This window comes from Peribacillus sp. 05N428, assembly GCF_056397085.1.
Genome location: NZ_JBFTMS010000011.1, coordinates 93,382 through 113,071, shown reverse-complemented (window position 1 = coordinate 113,071; position 19,690 = coordinate 93,382). Strand labels below are relative to the sequence as shown.

Annotated in this window: 22 protein-coding genes; all 22 read left to right on the top strand. The window is 40.3% G+C overall.

The features are described 5' to 3' along the window. The first annotated feature begins 25 nt into the window (after positions 1-25). The 22 genes from AC1DIV_RS12980 (at position 26) to tsf (ending at position 19,577) form a co-directional block, all read left to right on the top strand. Positions 26-262, top strand: a complete 237-nt coding sequence (locus tag AC1DIV_RS12980) for a flagellar FlbD family protein (RefSeq protein WP_207117682.1) — start codon at positions 26-28, stop codon at positions 260-262. Continuing rightward, positions 259-687, top strand: a complete 429-nt coding sequence (gene fliL, locus AC1DIV_RS12975) for a flagellar basal body-associated protein FliL (protein ID WP_477576545.1) — start codon at positions 259-261, stop codon at positions 685-687. The genes AC1DIV_RS12980 and fliL overlap by 4 nt, the downstream gene beginning before the upstream one ends. Before the next feature lie 52 nt (positions 688-739). Continuing rightward, on the top strand, positions 740-1,738 hold the full coding sequence (gene fliM, locus AC1DIV_RS12970) for a flagellar motor switch protein FliM (RefSeq protein ID WP_477576544.1): 999 nt from the start codon (positions 740-742) through the stop codon (positions 1,736-1,738). After that, positions 1,728-2,945, top strand: coding sequence for a flagellar motor switch phosphatase FliY (gene fliY / locus AC1DIV_RS12965; protein WP_318291408.1), 1,218 nt, complete (start codon positions 1,728-1,730; stop codon positions 2,943-2,945). The genes fliM and fliY overlap by 11 nt, the downstream gene beginning before the upstream one ends. Positions 2,946-2,962: 17 nt before the next feature. After that, the gene (locus AC1DIV_RS12960; RefSeq protein WP_048684828.1) at positions 2,963-3,325 is read left to right on the top strand and encodes a response regulator; all 363 of its coding nucleotides are present in this window, start codon (positions 2,963-2,965) and stop codon (positions 3,323-3,325) included. Positions 3,326-3,340: 15 nt separating this feature from the next. Next, complete coding sequence (locus AC1DIV_RS12955) at positions 3,341-4,000, top strand: flagellar biosynthetic protein FliO (protein WP_142953068.1); 660 nt, start codon at positions 3,341-3,343, stop codon at positions 3,998-4,000. Next, positions 3,997-4,662, top strand: coding sequence for a flagellar type III secretion system pore protein FliP (fliP, locus tag AC1DIV_RS12950; RefSeq protein ID WP_323598857.1), 666 nt, complete (start codon positions 3,997-3,999; stop codon positions 4,660-4,662). The genes AC1DIV_RS12955 and fliP overlap by 4 nt, the downstream gene beginning before the upstream one ends. Before the next feature lie 13 nt (positions 4,663-4,675). Continuing rightward, on the top strand, positions 4,676-4,945 hold the full coding sequence (gene fliQ, locus AC1DIV_RS12945) for a flagellar biosynthesis protein FliQ (protein WP_048684818.1): 270 nt from the start codon (positions 4,676-4,678) through the stop codon (positions 4,943-4,945). 3 nt (positions 4,946-4,948) lie between these two features. Then, entirely contained in the window at positions 4,949-5,725 is a 777-nt protein-coding gene (fliR, locus tag AC1DIV_RS12940; protein WP_252269209.1) for a flagellar biosynthetic protein FliR, read from the top strand. A 1-nt stretch (position 5,726) separates the two neighbouring features. After that, positions 5,727-6,809: a flagellar biosynthesis protein FlhB gene (gene flhB, locus AC1DIV_RS12935; protein ID WP_252269211.1), complete on the top strand. Its 1,083-nt coding sequence runs from the start codon at positions 5,727-5,729 to the stop codon at positions 6,807-6,809. 41 nt (positions 6,810-6,850) lie between these two features. Next, positions 6,851-8,887, top strand: a complete 2,037-nt coding sequence (gene flhA / locus AC1DIV_RS12930) for a flagellar biosynthesis protein FlhA (RefSeq protein ID WP_249594959.1) — start codon at positions 6,851-6,853, stop codon at positions 8,885-8,887. Next, positions 8,884-10,041: a flagellar biosynthesis protein FlhF gene (gene flhF, locus AC1DIV_RS12925; RefSeq protein ID WP_477576542.1), complete on the top strand. Its 1,158-nt coding sequence runs from the start codon at positions 8,884-8,886 to the stop codon at positions 10,039-10,041. Before flhA ends, flhF begins: the two co-directional genes overlap by 4 nt. Then, positions 10,025-10,834, top strand: coding sequence for a MinD/ParA family protein (locus tag AC1DIV_RS12920; protein ID WP_477576541.1), 810 nt, complete (start codon positions 10,025-10,027; stop codon positions 10,832-10,834). Before flhF ends, AC1DIV_RS12920 begins: the two co-directional genes overlap by 17 nt. Before the next feature lie 60 nt (positions 10,835-10,894). Continuing rightward, complete coding sequence (locus AC1DIV_RS12915) at positions 10,895-11,992, top strand: protein-glutamate methylesterase/protein-glutamine glutaminase (RefSeq protein ID WP_477576539.1); 1,098 nt, start codon at positions 10,895-10,897, stop codon at positions 11,990-11,992. A 21-nt stretch (positions 11,993-12,013) separates the two neighbouring features. After that, complete coding sequence (locus AC1DIV_RS12910) at positions 12,014-14,056, top strand: chemotaxis protein CheW (protein ID WP_477576537.1); 2,043 nt, start codon at positions 12,014-12,016, stop codon at positions 14,054-14,056. A 102-nt stretch (positions 14,057-14,158) separates the two neighbouring features. Next, positions 14,159-14,614: a chemotaxis protein CheW gene (locus AC1DIV_RS12905; protein WP_477576535.1), complete on the top strand. Its 456-nt coding sequence runs from the start codon at positions 14,159-14,161 to the stop codon at positions 14,612-14,614. 4 nt (positions 14,615-14,618) lie between these two features. After that, complete coding sequence (locus AC1DIV_RS12900; protein WP_477576534.1) at positions 14,619-15,257, top strand: chemotaxis protein CheC; 639 nt, start codon at positions 14,619-14,621, stop codon at positions 15,255-15,257. Continuing rightward, complete coding sequence (locus AC1DIV_RS12895; RefSeq protein ID WP_477576532.1) at positions 15,250-15,753, top strand: chemotaxis protein CheD; 504 nt, start codon at positions 15,250-15,252, stop codon at positions 15,751-15,753. Before AC1DIV_RS12900 ends, AC1DIV_RS12895 begins: the two co-directional genes overlap by 8 nt. A 122-nt stretch (positions 15,754-15,875) precedes the next feature. Further along, on the top strand, positions 15,876-16,640 hold the full coding sequence (locus AC1DIV_RS12890) for a FliA/WhiG family RNA polymerase sigma factor (protein WP_477576531.1): 765 nt from the start codon (positions 15,876-15,878) through the stop codon (positions 16,638-16,640). A 261-nt stretch (positions 16,641-16,901) separates the two neighbouring features. Next, positions 16,902-17,516: a DUF6115 domain-containing protein gene (locus AC1DIV_RS12885; protein ID WP_477576530.1), complete on the top strand. Its 615-nt coding sequence runs from the start codon at positions 16,902-16,904 to the stop codon at positions 17,514-17,516. Between the two features lie 154 nt (positions 17,517-17,670). Next, positions 17,671-18,384: a 30S ribosomal protein S2 gene (gene rpsB / locus AC1DIV_RS12880; RefSeq protein WP_034313644.1), complete on the top strand. Its 714-nt coding sequence runs from the start codon at positions 17,671-17,673 to the stop codon at positions 18,382-18,384. A gap of 308 nt (positions 18,385-18,692) precedes the next feature. Then, a complete protein-coding gene (tsf, locus tag AC1DIV_RS12875) occupies positions 18,693-19,577 on the top strand; it encodes a translation elongation factor Ts (protein ID WP_034313641.1) in 885 nt (294 codons plus the stop codon). Positions 19,578-19,690: the final 113 nt, after the last annotated feature.

Sequence of the window (19,690 nt, the reverse complement as noted above, 5' to 3'; positions counted from 1 at the left end):
TTAAGGGAGGGAGGAGCCAGGTCTTTTGCTCTGGCTCCTAAATATCATTATCAAAGTCAGAAGGCTCAATGGCAAATGCTTTCATATAAATGCATTGTACATAGACACAGTCGAGTCATTGCCAGATACGACCATTACTTTTACAAATGGTAAGAAAATCGTTGTGCTAGAGAAGGAAGAGGAACTGGTTGCAGCTATCATACAATTTTATCGTACCGTTAATGTTCTCGGTTTTCGTAAGGATGTGGAGGAAAGTTCATGAAAAAAAACCTATTGACTATTATGTTGATTATACTCGTGGCTATAACGCTTGTTGGTGTCATAGCGGTCGTGGTTGTGACAAAGTTATCTGATCCCACATCTGCCGAAGATAAACCTAGCATTGACGAAATTGTGGAATCATCAGTGGAGGTTCCTGAAATTACTACGAATCTTGCCGGCAATGATTATATTAAAATCTCATTTATGGTTCAAACAGAAAATAAAAAAGCAAAAGAAGAGTTGGAAAAAAGAAATTTTCAAGTGAAAAATATCATCATTACCGAACTATCCGAAATGAAAGCGGAAGAGTTAACCGGTAAAAAAGGCAAGGAAAAGCTTCAGGAAGCTTTAAGGACTAGAATGAATGAATTAATGGAAGAAGGAAAAGTTGAAAAGGTTTATATAACTTCCTCGATTCTGCAATAAGAACATCCTTGCTTAATTAAATTAGAAGGGGAAGCTTTGGAGGTGAGTGTTAATGTCCGGGGAAATATTATCGCAAAATGAAATCGATGCTTTGTTATCGGCCATTTCCACAGGGGAAATGGATGCAGATGATTTAAAAAAAGAAGAAGTAGAAAAAAGAGTGAAAGTTTACGACTTTAAAAGGGCGCTTCGGTTTTCAAAGGATCAAATCCGGAGTTTGACTAGGATACACGAGAACTTTGCCAGGCTGCTGACCACATACTTTTCTGCTCAGCTCAGAACATATGTCCAAATATCCGTTGCTTCTGCAGATCAAATACCATACGAAGAATTTATCCGATCGATTCCGAAAATGACTATCATTAATGTTTTTGAGGTGCCGCCTTTGGATGGCCGAATCATTATTGAGGTCAACCCGAATATCGCATATTCCATGATGGATCGCGTTTTGGGCGGGCGGGGCATAAGCGTGAATAAGGTGGATAGTTTAACGGAAATAGAAACGAAAATCATGTCGAATTTATTCGAGAAGGCTTTTGAGAATTTACAGGAGGCTTGGGGAACGATTGTTGACATAGACCCGGTGATGACTGAGTTCGAGGTGAATCCACAATTCCTGCAGCTGGTTTCGCCCAACGATACAGTTGTGGTCATTTCCTTGAATACACAAATCGGAGAAACGAGCGGAATGATTAATGTTTGCATTCCTCACGTCGTATTGGAACCGATCATACCAAAGTTGTCCGCTCATTATTGGATGGAAAATTCCCAAAAGGAAAAAATGCCGGAGGAAATCATGATTTTGGAAAAGCGTATCCGAAACGCAGATCTTCCCATTATATCCGAACTTGGTTCCACGGACATCACCATCGAGGATTTTTTGCTGCTTGAGGTTGGCGATGTCATCGATTTAAATAAGTCAATCGATGAACCTTTGACGATTACCATTGGAGGGATCCCGAAATACAGCGGGCAGCCAGGAAAAGTAGGAAAAAAACATGCTATCCAGATTCTTGATATTTTGAAAGGGGGAGACGAAGATGGTAAGTGATGGAATGCTTTCACAAGACGAGATAGATGCCCTTTTAAAAGGTACAAGTGATATAGAGGATGAGGTGTTCCCTCTTTCGATTGATGATTATTTATCAATGATGGAACTCGACACCCTCGGTGAAATTGGTAATATCTCCTTCGGAAGTTCGGCCACTGCTCTATCCACGTTGTTGAATCAGAAAGTAGATATCACCACCCCGACGGTTACTTTAATTGAAAGGGGACAGATCGCGGAAGAATTCCCGCATCCGTATGTAGCGATTCAAGTGCAATATACAGAAGGTTTTTCAGGTATAAATATGCTGGTAATCAAGCAGAGCGATGCAGCTATCATTGCAGATTTGATGCTTGGCGGAGATGGGGGGAATCCTTCTGACCTTCTTGGGGAAATTCAATTGAGTGCTGTCCAGGAAGCCATGAACCAAATGATGGGTTCTGCTGCGACATCCATGTCGACCATTTTCAGTAAAAAAGTGGATATTTCACCACCTAGCGTAGATTTACTTAACTTTTTAAATGGTGTTGGTGAAAATGCGATACCTGACGAAGATTTATTTGCAAAAATCTCGTTCCGCCTCCGTGTCGGTAACTTAATTGACTCCAGCATTATGCAATTGTTGCCGTTAGAGTTTGCTAAAGGGTTAGTTTCTGAATTATTAAATGGGACGGGCGAAAGCCAACCTGCCGATATGAATACGCAAAAAGCACTGAGTGATCCAGAAATGAACATTCCGACTCAGGAGCCGGCACCATTCCAGGATAACCGGACTGATCGATCGGTAAATGAAACTTATGGACAAGGCGGTCATCAAACCCAACCCATGAACCAAATACCGAATGTACCACAACATTTTGGAGTTTCATCCGTACCAACAGGACAGCCGGTGAATGTTCAGCCTGCCAGTTTCACTAGTTTCCAGCCTTATCAGCTTCAGGAGCCTGAAACGAAAAATCTCAGCATGCTGATGGATATCCCCTTGCAAGTGACTGTGGAACTTGGAAGAACGAAACGCTCCGTAAAGGATATTTTGGAGCTTTCCTCCGGATCGATCATCGAATTGGATAAATTAGCAGGAGAGCCAGTGGATATCCTGGTAAACAGCCGCTTGATAGCAAAAGGTGAGGTAGTGGTGATTGATGAAAACTTTGGAGTGCGTGTTACAGATATCATGAGCCAAAGTGAACGATTAAATAAAATAAAATAATTTGGGGGACGAAAATAATGGCTAATAAAATTTTAATTGTGGACGATGCAGCATTTATGAGAATGATGATAAAGGATATCCTTTCTAAAAATGGTTTTGAAATAGTCGGGGAAGCAGCAGATGGCGCCCAAGCAGTGGATAAATATAAAGAAACCCATCCTGATCTTGTAACCATGGATATTACCATGCCCGAAATGGATGGTATTACAGCGTTAAAGGAAATTAAAAAGATAAATCCTCAAGCTAAGGTCATCATGTGTTCAGCGATGGGGCAGCAAGCCATGGTCATCGATGCGATCCAGGCGGGTGCAAAAGACTTTATCGTGAAGCCATTCCAGGCAGACCGTGTTTTGGAAGCCATAAATAAAGCATTAAGTTAAGAAGGTGTCTTCATATTGGTATTAATTAAAAAATGGCTTCAGTTCTCACTGATGATAGCAGTATTCTTCTCTGGGGCCATACAGGCCCATGCGGAAGATCTTGAAAAAACAGTGAAGGATGTTTATGAACAGCCAGATGATTTAAAGGTGGATAAAGGTGAATCAATAGACTCGAAATCTACCAAACAGGCAACGAATTCTGACAAAGTGGGGATAACCGTTTGGGAGTTTCTGAGGATGATATTTGCTACTATTTTTGTAGTGGCCCTTCTATATATCCTATTAAAGTTCATTAATAAAAAAAGTAAATCGTATCAAAAGGCAAATTCAGTGGAGAATTTAGGCGGTACGGCCCTTGGTGCAAACCGTTCTGTTCAGCTTGTTAAGGTCGGCGGGCGAATATTGGTGATCGGGGTCGGCGAAAATATTCAGCTTTTGAAAGAAATAGATGATCCCGAGGAATATGAACAGCTTTTGAAAGATCACAACGATAAGATCGATCAAATGATCCAGCCTGGGGAACTTGCCATGAAGTTGAAAAATAAGTGGTTGAAGAAAAGCGGTTCAGAAACCGCTAGTTTCTCTGCAGAGTTCAAAAGTCAACTTGATCAAATGTCTGATAGCAGGAAAAAGCTGTTAAAGGAGCTAGATAGGAAAGGAAGAGACAATGAATGAATGAGTTCATGGAGTTTTTTAATAACAGTGATCCCACTAATGTCTCTACTTCCGTCAAACTTGTTCTTCTGATGACTGTCTTATCGCTGGCTCCAAGCATATTGATCTTGATGACCTGTTTTACAAGAATCATCATTGTCCTGAGCTTTGTGAGAACATCGCTAGCTACACAGCAGATGCCGCCGAATCAGGTGTTGGTCGGCTTGGCACTTTTCATGACATTTTTCATAATGGCACCGACTTTACAGGAAGTGAATGAAAAGGCATTAACCCCATTATTTAATGAAGAGATAGATTTAGAAGAGGCATATGTACAGGCCTCGATACCATTCAAGGAATTCATGAGTGCCCATACAAGGCAAAAGGATTTGGCGTTATTTTTGGATTATGCCAAGGTGGATAAGCCTGAAACGATACAGGACATTCCTTTGACTGCCTTTGTACCTGCTTTTGCAATCAGTGAAATCAAAACAGCTTTTCAAATTGGCTTCATGATTTTCATTCCCTTTTTGGTTATTGATATGGTCGTTGCAAGTGTTCTGATGTCGATGGGGATGATGATGTTGCCGCCAGTCATGATTTCCCTGCCATTTAAAATCCTCCTTTTCATTCTTGTTGATGGATGGTATTTAGTGGTGAAGTCTTTATTACAGAGTTTTTAAGCAGGTGAGAAAAATGAGTGCAGATTTTGTTATTGATATAGCAGAAAAAGGAATTTATATGGTATTGATAATTGCCGGTCCATTGATGGTAATCGCTCTTATTGTAGGACTAGTAGTAAGCATCTTTCAGGCGACTACACAGATTCAGGAACAAACCTTGGCATTTGTTCCGAAAATCGTCGCAGTCTTATTGGGACTCATTTTATTGGCTCCATGGATGCTGAGCCACCTATTATCATATGCAAATGAAATATTCGGCAATCTGAATCGATTTGTAGGGTAGGGCATGGAGGAATTATTTCCGCACTTTCCCGCCTTTTTATTAATTGTAGTCCGGGTTACTACGTTTTTCGTGGCCATGCCGATTTTTTCGTACCGTTCTATACCGGTACAACATCGGGTCGGGCTTGGAATCTTTCTTGCCTGGATCATGTACTACACCATCGATGCTCCGGTTCTGGAATTGGATGTGACATTTTATTTATTGATCATGAAGGAAGCGCTTGTTGGCCTTTTCATTGGGTTTACAGCGTATATGATTTTGTCGGCCGTTCAAGTCGCTGGCGGATTGATTGATTTTCAAATGGGTTTTTCAATAGCGAATGTCATCGACCCCCAAACGGGGGCACAAAGCCCGTTGATGGGACAATACCTTTATACGATCGCTTTATTATTCCTATTGAGCACTAACGGACATCATTTGCTTTTGGATGGAATTTTTTATAGTTATCAGTTCATCCCGATTGACCAATTATTTGTACCATTCGGAGATCATGCACTGATAGAATATTTGGCCAGAGCTTTCAGCAAAGCTTTCATGATTGCTTTTCAAATGTCCATACCTGTAGTGGGAAGTATTTTCTTAGTGGATGTCACGCTGGGGATCCTTGCCAGGACAGTCCCTCAATTAAATGTGTTCGTTGTCGGTATTCCAGTGAAAATCATTGCCGGCTTAGCGGTTATCATACTGGTAATGGGGATGATGATGACAGTTGTCACCCAACTCTTCAATTTCTTGCTTTTGACCATGCGTCATCTAATGCAGTTGATTGGAGGCGTTTGATGTGGAGAGGTTTCAGTTGGATTTGCAGTTTTTCGCAGGTGAGAAGACCGAAAAGGCGACTCCCAAAAAACGTCAGGATTCGAAGAAAAAAGGTCAGGTGGCAAAGAGTCAGGATGTAAATACCTCTGTGAATTTACTTGCAGTGTTTTCAGTATTATTGCTTATGGGGCCGTACATGTATAATCATCTGCTCGGTCTCATGAAAGAACATCTGCAACATTTTACCTTGACTGGATTCAACGAGGAAAATATGCAAATTATCATGATTGAGGTTTTAAAGGAGATGGGCCTTATCCTAGGACCCGTTTTCGCAGCAGCGTTAGTGGCTGGGATATTGGCTAATGTCATGCAAGTCGGATTTTTGTTTTCGACTGAATCCATTCAGTTCAAACTTGAAAAATTGGATCCCATTAAAGGATTCAAGCGTATTTTTTCAATGAGGGCCATTGTTGAATTATTGAAATCCATTCTTAAAATAGCATTTGTTGGTTTTGTTGCCTCTTATGTACTATGGCAGCGCATGGATGAGATTATGATCTTATCACAGATTTCTGTGGAAGAAGCAATGGCAACATTGGCGGATATTACGATAAAAGTTGGATTTTATGCCGCTGTGGCCTTATTGTTCATTGCTCTATTAGACTATTTGTATCAAAAATATGACTTTGAAAAAAACATCCGGATGTCCAAACAGGATATTAAGGATGAGTATAAAAATTCCGAAGGGGACCCGCTCATCAAATCCAAGATAAAGCAAAAGCAGAGGCAGATGGCCGCTCAAAGAATGATGCAGGAAATTCCCGATGCGGATGTGGTCATCACCAACCCGACGCATTTTGCCATTGCTTTAAAATATGATCAAGAAAAAGCTGAGGCTCCGTATGTAGTGGCAAAGGGCGTTGATTTTGTTGCGCAGAAAATTAAATTCATTGCTAAAGAAAACGATGTGATCATGGTGGAAAATCGGCCTTTGGCCAGGTCTTTATATGATCAAGCTGAATTAGGCCAGGCGATACCTGAAGAGTTCTTTAAGGCGGTCGCTGAAATACTGGCCTTTGTATATAAAACCAAAGGTAAACTGTAAAGAAGTAATAGGGTAACCCGCTAGTTAGGAGAGAAAAAAACATGCGAGCAAGAGATTTAGTTGTTATATCGAGCGTCATCATGATCGTTGCCATGTTGGTCATTCCATTGCCAACCTGGTTGTTAAGTATTTTACTCCTATTAAATATCTCTCTTGCGTTGCTGGTTCTATTGACTACGATGAATATGAAAGAGCCTCTCGAATTTTCAATCTTTCCTTCCTTGCTCCTTTTACTGACGTTGTTCAGGCTGGGGTTGAATGTTTCCACGACTCGTGCCATTTTGACCTATGGTGATGCTGGGGGAGTTGTAGAAACCTTTGGTTCATTTGTAGTCGGCGGTAACGTGCTTGTAGGATTAGTTGTATTCATCATTTTGGTCATCATCAATTTCATCGTGATCACGAAAGGTTCCGAACGGGTTTCGGAGGTGGCTGCAAGGTTTACGCTGGATGCGATGCCAGGGAAACAGATGGCCATTGATGCAGATTTAAATGCTGGGATGATCTCCGAAAACGAAGCTCGTGCCAGAAGGGAAAAAATTAGTAACGAAGCAGACTTTTATGGATCCATGGATGGAGCGAGTAAGTTTGTTAAAGGGGACGCCATAGCGGGCATCATCATTGTCATCATTAACTTGATTTTCGGTATGATCATTGGCGTCATGCAATTGGACATGAGCTTTGGAGAGGCAGCCGTCCATTTTTCCATGTTATCGGTTGGTGACGGTATCGTGAGTCAGGTACCAGCTTTATTGATTTCTACAGCTACGGGAATAGTTGTAACCCGGGCTGCCTCGAATGGAAACCTCGGAGCGGACATTGTTGAACAGTTATTTCAATTTCCCAAAATGCTTTACCTAACAGCAGCAACCATTTTCCTTTTAGGGTTATTCACTCCCATTTCCGACTTATTCACCATTCCGATTGCTGCTTTATTAGTCGTTGGTGGGTATACAATTTCAAGGATACCAAAGCAGGACGAAAGTGAAATCCAAGAAATGGAAGAAGTGTTGGAAACCGATGAAATGAAAAGTCCAGAAAGCGTCGTTAACCTTTTAAGTGTCGACCCAATCGAATTTGAGTTTGGATATGGATTGATTCCGCTTGCGGATGCCAATCAAGGGGGAGACCTACTGGACAGGGTCGTCATGATCCGCAGGCAGCTTGCAATTGAATTGGGGCTCGTGATCCCGGTTGTCAGAATACGTGATAACATTCAGTTGAATCCCAATGAGTATCGGCTGAAGATTAAAGGAAGCGTCATGGCAAAGGGGGAATTGCTCCTTAATCATTTCTTGGCCATGAGTCCGGGGATGGAGGATGATTCAATAGAAGGAATCGATACAATAGAACCGTCTTTCGGTTTACCAGCCAAGTGGATCACGGATGACATGAAAGAACATGCCGAGTTGTTGGGTTATACAGTTGTGGACCCGCCAAGCGTTGTATCCACTCATTTGACGGAAGTCATAAAGGCCAATGCGCAGGAATTATTGGGGAGGCAGGAAACGAAACAATTGATCGATCATCTTCACGAATCGGCACCTATACTGGTGGAGGAAGTCACTCCGAATCCTTTGTCTATAGGAGATGTACAAAAGGTATTGGCAAAATTATTGAAGGAAAAAGTTTCAATAAGGAACTTACCGATCATTTTCGAAACACTTGCTGATTATGGCAAGTTATCGACTGACACAGATTTGCTTACTGAGTATGTCAGGCAGAATTTAGCCAGACAAATAACGAATTCTTTTATTACGGATGAAAATAGAATTAAAGTCATAACATTATCGGGGAAAGTGGAGAAGACCATCGCGGATGGTGTACAGCAAACCGAACATGGTAATTTTTTATCATTGGATCCAACTCTATCGCAATCCATATTGGAGGCAATTGCAGCCAAATTGGAAGAGCTGACCCTAATGGATCACCAACCGATTTTACTCTGCTCTCCAGCAGTAAGGATGTATGCCCGGCAATTAACTGAACGTTATTTTCCTAATGTACCGATTCTTTCATACAATGAACTCGAATCGAATGTAGAAGTACAAAGTGTAGGGGTGGTGAATTTCGATTGAAAGTAAAGAAATATTTGGCACCAACAATGAACGAGGCAATGAAGCGAATAAGGGAGGAACTAGGCAGTGATGCGGTAATCTTAAGTTCAAAGGCTGTATATACTGGTGGTTTCTTAGGGTTATTCAAGAAGAGGAATATTGAAGTCATTGCAGCAATGGACCCCATGTCCCAGTCTAACCAAACCGTAACCAAACAAAAATCGAAGAAGTTGCCATCAAAGCTGGAAATGGCAAGTCATGCCCTTGAATCTAATGAAGGCAATAGGGAAAGTGCTGCCTTATTAAAAGAAATCGAAGGTTTGAAAGATATGATAAAGAGCTTGCAAGTCTATTCTCCTGATCGAAAATATCCGGGGAAACTGCAGAAAATGCATGAATACCTAACCGGGCAGGAAGTGGATCGTTCACTTCGGTCCAAAATCATGGATAAACTTCTTGAAAAATGGTTCGTTTTTAAACAACAATCCACTGATGAAGAGGTTCAAGTTTGGTTGGAAGAAGCCATGTTCGGGATTTTGGAAAAGGTCGATAATGGAAAAACCGGGCTGCAAAAAAAGTATATTAATTTTGTTGGCCCGACAGGTGTAGGAAAGACGACGACCCTGGCAAAAGTGGCTGCAGAAACCATGTTGAAGCATGATAAAAAGGTGGCTTTCATTACGATGGATACCTACAGGATTGCTGCAATAGATCAACTTAAGACATATGCCAAGATCTTAAACGTTCCCATAGAAGTGGCTTATAATCTGGAAGACTTCAAAAGGGCGGCTGAACGCTTCTCCCATTATGATTTTGTTTTTATTGATACGGCCGGAAGGAATTTCCGTAACGCGCAATATGTTAAGGATCTTAATGAAATCATCCATTTTACAGATGAGATGGAAACCTATTTAGTGCTGTCATTGACTTCTAAACAGAAGGATATGGAAGATATTTATCGACAGTTTGATGCCATACCGCTTAAACAGGTCATTTTTACAAAAGCGGACGAAACTTCCACTTTCGGGCCTGTATTCAATTTTATACACACTCATAAATTAGGAGCCGCCTATATAACAGATGGACAGAATGTACCGGACGATATTGAAATAGCTACATCATCACAGCTAATGAAAATGGCTTTTGGGGCTAAAAAATATGAAAGATCAAGCTGAGAATTTACGAAGAAGATTGGAAGCCCGCCAAAATCAATCAATGGCCAAAACGATTGCCGTTTTAAGCGGTAAAGGTGGAGTGGGAAAATCAAACTTTTCTTTGAATTTTTCCATTGCCTTATCCCGAAGAGGGAAAAAGGTACTGTTGTTCGACATGGATATCGGTATGGGGAATATTGATATTTTGATCGGTGAACACTCGCCCTGCAGTATTATTGATTTTTTTGAAAAAGAATGTAGGTTGAAGGATATCATTATGTCAGGACCGGGAAATATTTCAATCATTACAGGAGGAACAGGGATGACGAATCTCTTTTCACTTAATGAAGATAAGTATACCCGCTTTAATGAAGAATTCAGTTTATTGCTGGCAAATTACGATTATATCTTATTTGATATGGGTGCAGGCATCACTGAGGATTCCATGAAATTCCTGTTATGTGTGGATGAATTGGTCGTTATCACGACGCCTGAACCTACTTCCATCATGGATGCATATTCCGCAATGAAATATATTCATTCAGTAAACAAAGAGATTCCATTCTTCCTAGTTTGCAATCGTGTTTTCTCGAGTAAAGACGGCAATGAAACGATTAAGCGGCTACAAAATGCGCTAGTGAAATTTTTAGGTCTGGAAGCTGTAGCTCTAGGTTACTTGCCAGATGATAGAATGTACCCAAATCTGTTGCCAAACAAATGCCCTTTCTCCTTTTCGATTCTGAAGCCGATGTATCCAAAGCCATCGTGGACATTGCTTCGAGATATGCAAATCATTCATTTGGGGAAGAATTGACTTTGCAAAAAAGCCGTTTCCTCCAAAATATAAAGAGATATTTTTTGGGAGTCTCCTTCTATGGATAAAGTAAAAGTGCTGATAGTGGACGATTCTGCATTTATGAGAAAGTTAATCTCAGAGTTTTTGGCAGAAGATAGCAGGATGGAAATCATCGGGACTGCCAGGGATGGAATAGATGCCATAGAAAAAATAAAGACTTTAAAACCCGATGTCGTGACTTTGGATGTGGAAATGCCGATTATGGACGGGTTGGAAGCATTAAACCGGATCATGAATGAATGTCCAACCGCTGTAGTCATGTTATCAAGCACAACAAAAAAAGGAACGGAAAATACATTGGCCGCGATGAACAGCGGAGCCTTTGATTTTGTGGCTAAACCTTCGGGAGCCATTTCATTGGACTTACATAAAATCAAGAAAGAACTCCATGAAAAAGTTATGGCTGCCAGCAGGGCAAATGTTCACATACTAGAAAAAAATGCGAGAAATATTGAAAGAAGCCCATCCGTTTGGGAAAAATATAGTAAAATAGAATCAGTAGTATCGTCAATAAATGAAAAAAATCGAAGAAAATGGTTCTATGGATACAAAAAAATAATAGTTATCGGTACATCAACAGGAGGCCCGAGAGCTCTGCAGACTGTCTTGACAGGACTTCCAGAAGACATTGATGCTCCTATACTCATTGTCCAGCATATGCCCCCCGGTTTCACAAAATCCTTGGCAACACGCCTGAATTCGTTATGCAAGATTAAAGTGAAGGAAGCTGAAGAGGGAGAACTGATTCAAAAAGGTGTCGCCTACATCGCACCTGGAGGTTATCACTTGAAAGTGAGGAAAGTCGGAATGAGCTGGGCAATCCTTTTGGATCAATCCGAATTGCGTAATGGACATCGCCCGTCGGTTGATGTGCTAATTGAATCGGTGAGTGAAATGAATGATTATGCGAAAATAGCCGTTATTATGACCGGGATGGGGATGGATGGGTCAAAGGGGCTTACCAAGCTGAAAAAAAAGGGTCCTTTAAAAGCGATAGCCGAATCACAGGAGACTTCAATCGTTTTTGGTATGCCTAAGGCGGCAATCAATACCAAGTTAATAGATAGCATAGAGGATGTAGAAAAAATAGCTAGAGCGGTAATAAGCTATTGTTAACACGTGGAGGTGTGAGATTGTATGGATATGAATCAGTATTTAGAGGTATTTATTGAAGAAAGTAAAGAACATCTTCAAACATGCAGCGAACAGTTGCTGGTACTCGAAAAGAACCCGGAAGACCTCTCGATTGTAAACGAAATCTTTCGTTCCGCCCATACCTTAAAAGGGATGTCGGCAACTATGGGTTATGAGGATCTAGCCAATTTAACTCATAAAATGGAGAATGTTTTGGATGCGATCCGAAACAGTCAAATCGTTCTTTCGCCTGAATTGTTTGACGTGATATTTTTAGCGGTAGATGATTTAGAAGCGATGGTCATGTCCATTGCTGAAGGTGGAGATGGAAAAAGAAATGTGATGGGGGTTGTCCATCAGCTGGAAATGATTGGAAAAGGCGAGTCGCCCGTTTCTTCAACCATTGCAGAAGTGGCAGCAGCTTCTGCCGTCCTTGAAAAGGAGGAAATGACTGTTGTAGAGTACGATGAATTTGAATGGACAGTACTACAGCAATCAAAGGATCAGGGATTCAGCAGCTTCGAAATTTCGATAGGGTTGCGTGAGGACTGTCTTTTAAAAGCTGCCAGGGTGTATATGGTTTTTGAGGTGCTTGAAAAGTCCTGTGAAGTAATCAAGTCACACCCACCCGTCGAACTTTTGGAAGAAGAGCAATTCGATCAGCGATTTACCATCACGGTGGTAACAAGGGAATCGAGTGATGAGATAAAGAATAAAATCATGAAGGTTTCAGAAGTGAATCAAGTTGTTGTAAATGCACTTAATCTTGAACATTTGCGGTATGCCGCCCATTCTAAAGATTATAAAGTTACTGAAATCCCAAAACAAGAGACAAATAATGCCGAGCTTCCAACGGAATATGATGATAAGAAAAAACAGGCACCCGTTAAGACGGCATCAAGCAAGACCATTCGAGTGAACATTGAGCGGCTTGATATATTGATGAACTTATTCGAGGAACTAGTAATCGATAGAGGCAGGCTTGATCAAATTTCAAGTGATTTGGATAATCAAGAATTGCATGAAACAGTAGAAAGAATGTCCCGTATAACCAGTGATTTACAAACAATCGTATTGAATATGCGGATGGTGCCCGTGGAAACTGTATTCAATCGTTTTCCTAAAATGGTACGTCAATTGGCAAGGGACTTAAACAAGAAAGTCAATTTGGAAATCAACGGTGCCGAAACGGAACTTGATCGTACAGTCATTGATGAAATCGGTGATCCTCTCGTACATTTGATAAGGAACGCCATGGATCATGGAATTGAAACACCTGAAGAACGTTGGGCGAAAGGGAAGAATGAAGAAGGGAAAATCCTGTTAAAAGCATATCACAGCGGTAATCATGTTTTCATTGAAATCGAGGATGACGGCGCAGGAATCAATAAAGATCGAGTCTTGAACAAGGCGCTATCCAATGGGATATTAACTAAGGAAACTGCCGCCACCCTAACGGATAAGCAAATCTATGAATTGATATTCGCGTCTGGTTTCTCGACAGCGGAAATCATTTCAGATGTATCGGGACGCGGTGTGGGGCTGGATGTAGTTAAAAATACCATTGAGTCCCTTGGTGGATCTGTGACGATCGATTCCAAAGAAAATGAAGGATCCATCTTCCTTATTCAGCTTCCGCTTACATTGTCCATAATTTCTGTCATGCTGGTTGCCATCCAAAACGAAAAATATGCCATACCGCTTTCTTCCATCATAGAAACAGCAATCATAAAAAAAGCAGATATCATGAATGCCCATAATCAACAAGTCATTGACTTCAGGGGTAAGGTTCTGCCGCTTCTGTTCTTGAAAGATATATTTGAAGTTCCTATCAATCAGGAAGAAGAAGAGTCCCTCTCTGTGGTCATTGTAAGAAAAGGTGATAAATTAGCGGGATTAGTTGTAGATTCATTTATCGGGCAACTGGAAATCGTTCTGAAATCATTGGGCAATTATTTAACCAGTGCATTTGCCATATCCGGGGCTACGATACTTGGTGATGGTCAAGTTGCATTAATCATAGATTGCAACACATTGATTCATTGAATGATAGATGAATCGTGCAGGTATTGAGATGGTTCGACCGTGTCGATGCAGATTTCGTCAAGACTTCACAATCATCATTAGTTTATTAAAGGAGGGGAATAGATGTCGGAGGATATGAAAGTAATCGTATTTCAAATAAAGGATAAGGAATATGCAATTCCAGTGGATAAGGTCAGCGGCATTGAAAAGCTACTGTATATTACCAGGGTTCCAAAGGCTTTAAAATTCGTTAAGGGAGTCATAAATTTAAGGGGGGTAATCACTCCAATTATTGATTTACGGGTTCGTTTTGATTTTGAAGAGGTGGAATACGATGAATCAACAAGGATTATCATCGTCATTCTGGATGATATGGAGGTGGGGTTAATAGTGGACTCTGCCAATGATGTTTTGGATATTCCAGTGGAGAGTATCGAACCTCAGCCTGAAGTTGTGGGACATTTGGCTTCAGAATACATTAGCGGAGTGGCTAAAATTGAAAAGCGACTGCTTGTCCTGATTAATTTGGAGAAGGCCTTAAGTCTTGAAATGACTGAAAATATGTTAAGAGAAGGATAATCATATGTCGTTCATTGAGAAAATCAACACTCTTCAGCTCGATATTTTGAAGGAAATCGGTAATATAGGTGCAGGAAACGCAGCAACTGCACTTTCTGCCATCCTTAATAGGAAAATTGATATGAATGTTCCTAATGTCCGAATCGTTTCCTTTGATGAAATGATGGAAATGGCTGGCGGGGCCGATCACGTCGTGGCCAGCGTTTTTCTTAGAATAGAAGGTGATGCTTCAGGAAGTATGTTTTTTATCCTTTCACTACCTGTAGCCCAATACTTGATTCGTAGGATGACTGGTGATGAAACCTTTTTGATGGAATCCGCACCCTATACTGAATTGGCACTCTCTTGCCTTCAGGAATTAGGGAATACTTTATCGGGATCCTATCTCTCTGCCCTTTCTGATTTTACCCGATTGAATATCTATCCATCCGTTCCTTCCTTGAGCATCGATATGGCAGGGGCAACGATCAGTTATGGGTTATTGGAATTATCTCAAGTAAGTGACGCAGCCATCGTCATTGAAACTGTACTTGAAAAGGACCAGCTTTTTGCTGACTCGGTTAGTGGTCATTTCTTTTTATTACCTGATCCCGAATTTTTTGATATCATTTTTTCCGCCTTAGGAGTCTCACCTAATGACTGAATCGGTAAAGGTCCAGGTTGTTAAGGTTGGAATAGATGATATGAATATAATAAAACCTCCCTATACGATTCGTACTTCAGGTTTGGGATCGTGTGTCGGTGTTGTGATTTATGATGAAAAAAAAGAAATTGCAGGTTTGGCCCATATCATGCTTCCAGACTCTTCACTCGCTAAATCGGGACAGATCAACGTTGCCAAATTTGCAGATACGGCGATAAACGAATTAGTGCAGGTATTAGTAAAAGAAGGCGCAAGAATGCCATTCCTAAAAGCGAAGCTGGCTGGCGGAGCACAAATGTTTCAATTTGCCTCCGGAGGGGATTTAATGAGAATCGGACCCCGGAATGTGGAAGCTGTCCGGAAAGGGTTATCTGACTTGCGGATTAGAATCGTTGCCGAAGATGTTGGCGGAAATAGCGGAAGAACGATTGAATTCAATTTAAATGATTGTCTGCTAAATATACGGACCGTTACAAAAGGGACTAAAAACATATAGGATCGGATTTGACTCTTTAAAAACCAAAAGACAGATGTATTTGCAACCGAATTATTATTGCATGTATGGCTTTAAGGGCCGTATTGATCACAAATCGTATAACAATGTTAGGAGGATGTCCAATGTCTCATCTGACCATCGAAGAAGAGCAGTTATGTTGGAAAAATTGGGTGGATTGCAGAGATCCGCTAGCCGGGGACATTTTGGTAAAGAAATACATACCTCTCGTATCGTACCATGTTCAACGTATTTCAGTAAGTCTTCCTAAAAATGTGAGCCGGGATGATATAAGGAGTTTAGGGATGATGGGGTTATTCGATGCCCTGGAACGTTTTGATACGAAGCGTGACCTCAAGTTTGACACATATGCATCATTTAGAATTCGTGGTGCCATTTTAGATGGATTAAGAAAAGAGGATTGGCTTCCACGGAGTGCAAGAGATAAAGCCAAGAAAATTGAATCTGCAATAGAGAAGCTGGAGCAGCAATACATGAGGAACCTTTCGCCAAATGAAATTGCCGCTGAATTGAATATTCCGGAAGATGAAGTATATGCTGCATTAAATAAGAATTTCTTTGCCAATGTACTATCTATGGATGAAAATCCCCAAGAGGACGATAAAGAAAGCGTGAATTTTCATATTAAAGATGAAAAGGCGGATTTACCTGAGGAACATGTGTTAAGGGATGAATTGTATGAGGAATTAGCCAAAGTCATTGAAACCCTAAATGAAAAAGAACAATTGGTTTTACAGCTTTTTTATAAAGAAGAACTGACGTTAACCGAAATCGGACAAGTGATGAGTTTATCTACGTCACGGATATCCCAAATTCACTCGAAAGCGATTTATAAATTAAGAAACACGATGCAAGATCAAAAGATTTAATGAAGATATTTTTCATTGAAGAGGCTATGGAGTCTGGAAGGCATAAGAGATTCCTATTGATTGAAGAAAGCCCTATAAATCAACTTGATAGGATTTTTAGGGATACCTTCATCAATAAATATTTCGAAATCACAGAATCTTCGAACTGTACGTTGTCAAGAAGAGCATAGGGAAAGTAATCAAGAAAAAAACAACAGTGAAAAAAGATCCCCATCCGCTAAAGGTAACAGGATTGACTATTCCGGTTAATTAGGAGGCAGCATGTCAGCATTTTTTATATTTCTGTTGTTTATATTGAACATATTCACCATTTTTGCCATCATCGTTTTATATCTTCGGCAAAATCGTTTAAGTAAGTTGGAAAAAGACCAAAAAGCCGTCATTGGAGAAATGGAACAACTTTTGTCTGGTTATTTAATGGAGATAAAGGAGGACAACGAGACACTGGTAAAGGCAATCAACAATTCGGTGGCGATGAATCCTGAGCATGGACAAAAAGGACAAGAACATGGTTCAATCAAAGAAACTAAGGAAGAAAAACAAGAAAAACAAGAAAAACAAGAACAAAACATTCTGCTAGAGTATAAAGCGGGAAGTCGTGCCGCCGCTAAAAAGCAGGCGATTAACGCTTATAAAATAATGCCTGAAGAAAATGAGGCCAATGCTTTACCCGTAAAAGTCGAGGACAAATTGGAACTTGCATCGGCTGCCATGGAATTTTCGGACATGCTGCAGGCTTCGTTAAATGAACGGTCATTAAATGAAAAAGTGGATATGTTAGCGGATCAAGGACATTCAGTGGTTGAAATCGCCAAAAAGTTAGGTCGCGGTCAAACGGAGATAGAGCTATTACTAAAGTTTCGCATGAATAGATAAACTTATCTCTTGATTGTGCAGAGTCATTATGATATATTATGAAATGGTGTTAATACACACGCCCCGTGATTCTTGCAGATGGTGCTGTTACGACAGTTTCTGTATGAAAATGATCGGTGCGGAGGAAAAACAAAACCATTTAGGAGGAACTAAAATGTCAGTCATTTCTATGAAACAATTGCTTGAAGCTGGTGTGCATTTCGGACACCAAACACGTCGCTGGAACCCAAAAATGAAGAAATATATCTTCACTGAGCGTAACGGCATCTACATCATCGACCTTCAAAAAACAGTTAAAAAGGTTGAAGAAGCTTATAACTTCGTGAAAGAACTAGCTGCTAACGGCGGTACTGTTCTTTTCGTCGGAACTAAAAAACAAGCTCAAGAATCTGTTAAAGAAGAAGCTATCCGTTCTGGTATGTACTATGTAAACCAACGTTGGTTAGGTGGAACTTTAACAAACTTTGAAACAATCCAAAAACGTATCGCTCGTCTTAAAGATATCGAAAAAATGGAAGAAAACGGAACTTTCGAAGTCCTTCCTAAAAAAGAAGTTATCCAACTTAAAAAAGAATGGGATCGCTTAGAGAAATTCTTAGGCGGTATTAAAGATATGAAGACTCTTCCAGATGCGATCTTCGTTATCGACCCACGCAAAGAGCGTATTGCTGTTGCGGAAGCACACAAATTACACATTCCACTTGTTGGTATCGTTGATACAAACTGTGATCCGGATGAAATCGATGTAGTTATTCCTGCGAATGACGATGCAATCCGTGCTGTTAAATTATTAACAGGTAAAATGGCAGATGCTATCTTAGAAGCTAAACAAGGCGAAGAAACAGCAACTGAAACAACTACTGCTTAATAAGTAAAAAAGGTTGCTTATTCAGTAAGAAAAAAGGTGATAAGAGGATAATGCCTTTTATCCCTTTTTTTTGCACTAAATAAACATACATAAAATCACTGTACGGAATGTCATTTTTAAAAGGTATGGGCGATTTTTAAGGGATGAAAATCATCTGCTGGTTTAGTTCCGTCATATTGACTGAAAATGTGGATGTTTTTCGAAAATATTGTCAAAGCTCGTTATTTTCTTTGATGATAACAAGTATTTTTTGGCAATAATGGGTAAAGATTGAATAAACTGCATTTAATTTGAGGAGGATATATATTATGGCAATCACTGCACAATTAGTTAAAGAATTGCGTGAAAAAACTGGTGCCGGTATGATGGACTGCAAAAAGGCACTTGTACAAACTGAAGGCGATATGGAAAAGGCAATCGATTTCCTACGTGAAAAAGGAATTGCAAAAGCTGCTAATAAAGGCGACCGTATCGCTGCTGAAGGTTTAACTTCAATCGTTGTTGAAGGAAACCAAGCGGTTATTCTTGAAGTGAACTCTGAAACTGATTTCGTTGCTAAAAACGAAGGCTTCCAAATTCTTGTTAAGGAATTGGCTGGGTTCCTTCTTGCGAACAAACCTGAAAGCGTTGAAGCTGCTCTTGAGCAAACAATGGAAAATGGAGCAAAAGTTGCAGATCATATCAATGCTGCTGTTGCTAAAATTGGGGAAAAATTAACTCTTCGCCGTTTCCAAGTCGTTTCTAAAACAGATAACGATGCATTTGGTGCATACCTTCACATGGGTGGACGCATCAGCGTACTATCAGTTCTTGAAGGTACAACTGACGAAGAGGCAGCTAAAAGCGTTTCAATGCATATCGCTGCAATTAACCCTAAATATATCTCTCGCGACCAAGTGGATGCTAGCGAATTAGAACGCGAACGCGAAGTTCTTACGCAGCAAGCTCTTAATGAAGGAAAACCTGAAAAAATCGTTGCGAAAATGGTTGAAGGACGTATCAATAAATTCTACGAAGAAATCTGTGTTAACGAACAAGCTTTCGTTAAGAACCCTGATCAAAAAGTGGGACAATTCGTTGAATCAAAAGGTGGAAAAATCCAATCATTCGTTCGTTATGAAGTAGGGGAAGGTCTTGAAAAACGTCAAGAAAACTTCGCTGAAGAAGTAATGAACCAAGTTAAAAAAGACTAATTGTCAGATAATTAATAATGGGGAACACTCTTGTGTTCCCTATTTTTTGAAATGTCATGAATTTTTGGCAGTATTGCAAGAAAGCATGATGAACGAATGAAAAGATTACATAG

What these genes read in the sequence shown, in the direction of transcription:
- AC1DIV_RS12960 (WP_048684828.1), top strand. Translation starts at nt 2,963, where the DNA reads ATGGCTAATAAAATTTTAATTGTGGACGATGCAGCATTTATGAGAATG.
- fliM (WP_477576544.1), top strand. Translation starts at nt 740, where the DNA reads ATGTCCGGGGAAATATTATCGCAAAATGAAATCGATGCTTTGTTATCG.
- fliP (WP_323598857.1), top strand. Translation starts at nt 3,997, where the DNA reads ATGAATGAGTTCATGGAGTTTTTTAATAACAGTGATCCCACTAATGTC.
- AC1DIV_RS12920 (WP_477576541.1), top strand. Translation starts at nt 10,025, where the DNA reads ATGAAAGATCAAGCTGAGAATTTACGAAGAAGATTGGAAGCCCGCCAA.
- AC1DIV_RS12910 (WP_477576537.1), top strand. Translation starts at nt 12,014, where the DNA reads ATGGATATGAATCAGTATTTAGAGGTATTTATTGAAGAAAGTAAAGAA.
- fliL (WP_477576545.1), top strand. Translation starts at nt 259, where the DNA reads ATGAAAAAAAACCTATTGACTATTATGTTGATTATACTCGTGGCTATA.
- fliQ (WP_048684818.1), top strand. Translation starts at nt 4,676, where the DNA reads ATGAGTGCAGATTTTGTTATTGATATAGCAGAAAAAGGAATTTATATG.
- fliR (WP_252269209.1), top strand. Translation starts at nt 4,949, where the DNA reads ATGGAGGAATTATTTCCGCACTTTCCCGCCTTTTTATTAATTGTAGTC.
- AC1DIV_RS12915 (WP_477576539.1), top strand. Translation starts at nt 10,895, where the DNA reads ATGGATAAAGTAAAAGTGCTGATAGTGGACGATTCTGCATTTATGAGA.
- AC1DIV_RS12895 (WP_477576532.1), top strand. Translation starts at nt 15,250, where the DNA reads ATGACTGAATCGGTAAAGGTCCAGGTTGTTAAGGTTGGAATAGATGAT.
- tsf (WP_034313641.1), top strand. Translation starts at nt 18,693, where the DNA reads ATGGCAATCACTGCACAATTAGTTAAAGAATTGCGTGAAAAAACTGGT.
- fliY (WP_318291408.1), top strand. Translation starts at nt 1,728, where the DNA reads ATGGTAAGTGATGGAATGCTTTCACAAGACGAGATAGATGCCCTTTTA.
- flhA (WP_249594959.1), top strand. Translation starts at nt 6,851, where the DNA reads ATGCGAGCAAGAGATTTAGTTGTTATATCGAGCGTCATCATGATCGTT.
- AC1DIV_RS12905 (WP_477576535.1), top strand. Translation starts at nt 14,159, where the DNA reads ATGTCGGAGGATATGAAAGTAATCGTATTTCAAATAAAGGATAAGGAA.
- AC1DIV_RS12885 (WP_477576530.1), top strand. Translation starts at nt 16,902, where the DNA reads ATGTCAGCATTTTTTATATTTCTGTTGTTTATATTGAACATATTCACC.
- AC1DIV_RS12890 (WP_477576531.1), top strand. Translation starts at nt 15,876, where the DNA reads ATGTCTCATCTGACCATCGAAGAAGAGCAGTTATGTTGGAAAAATTGG.
- rpsB (WP_034313644.1), top strand. Translation starts at nt 17,671, where the DNA reads ATGTCAGTCATTTCTATGAAACAATTGCTTGAAGCTGGTGTGCATTTC.
- AC1DIV_RS12900 (WP_477576534.1), top strand. Translation starts at nt 14,619, where the DNA reads ATGTCGTTCATTGAGAAAATCAACACTCTTCAGCTCGATATTTTGAAG.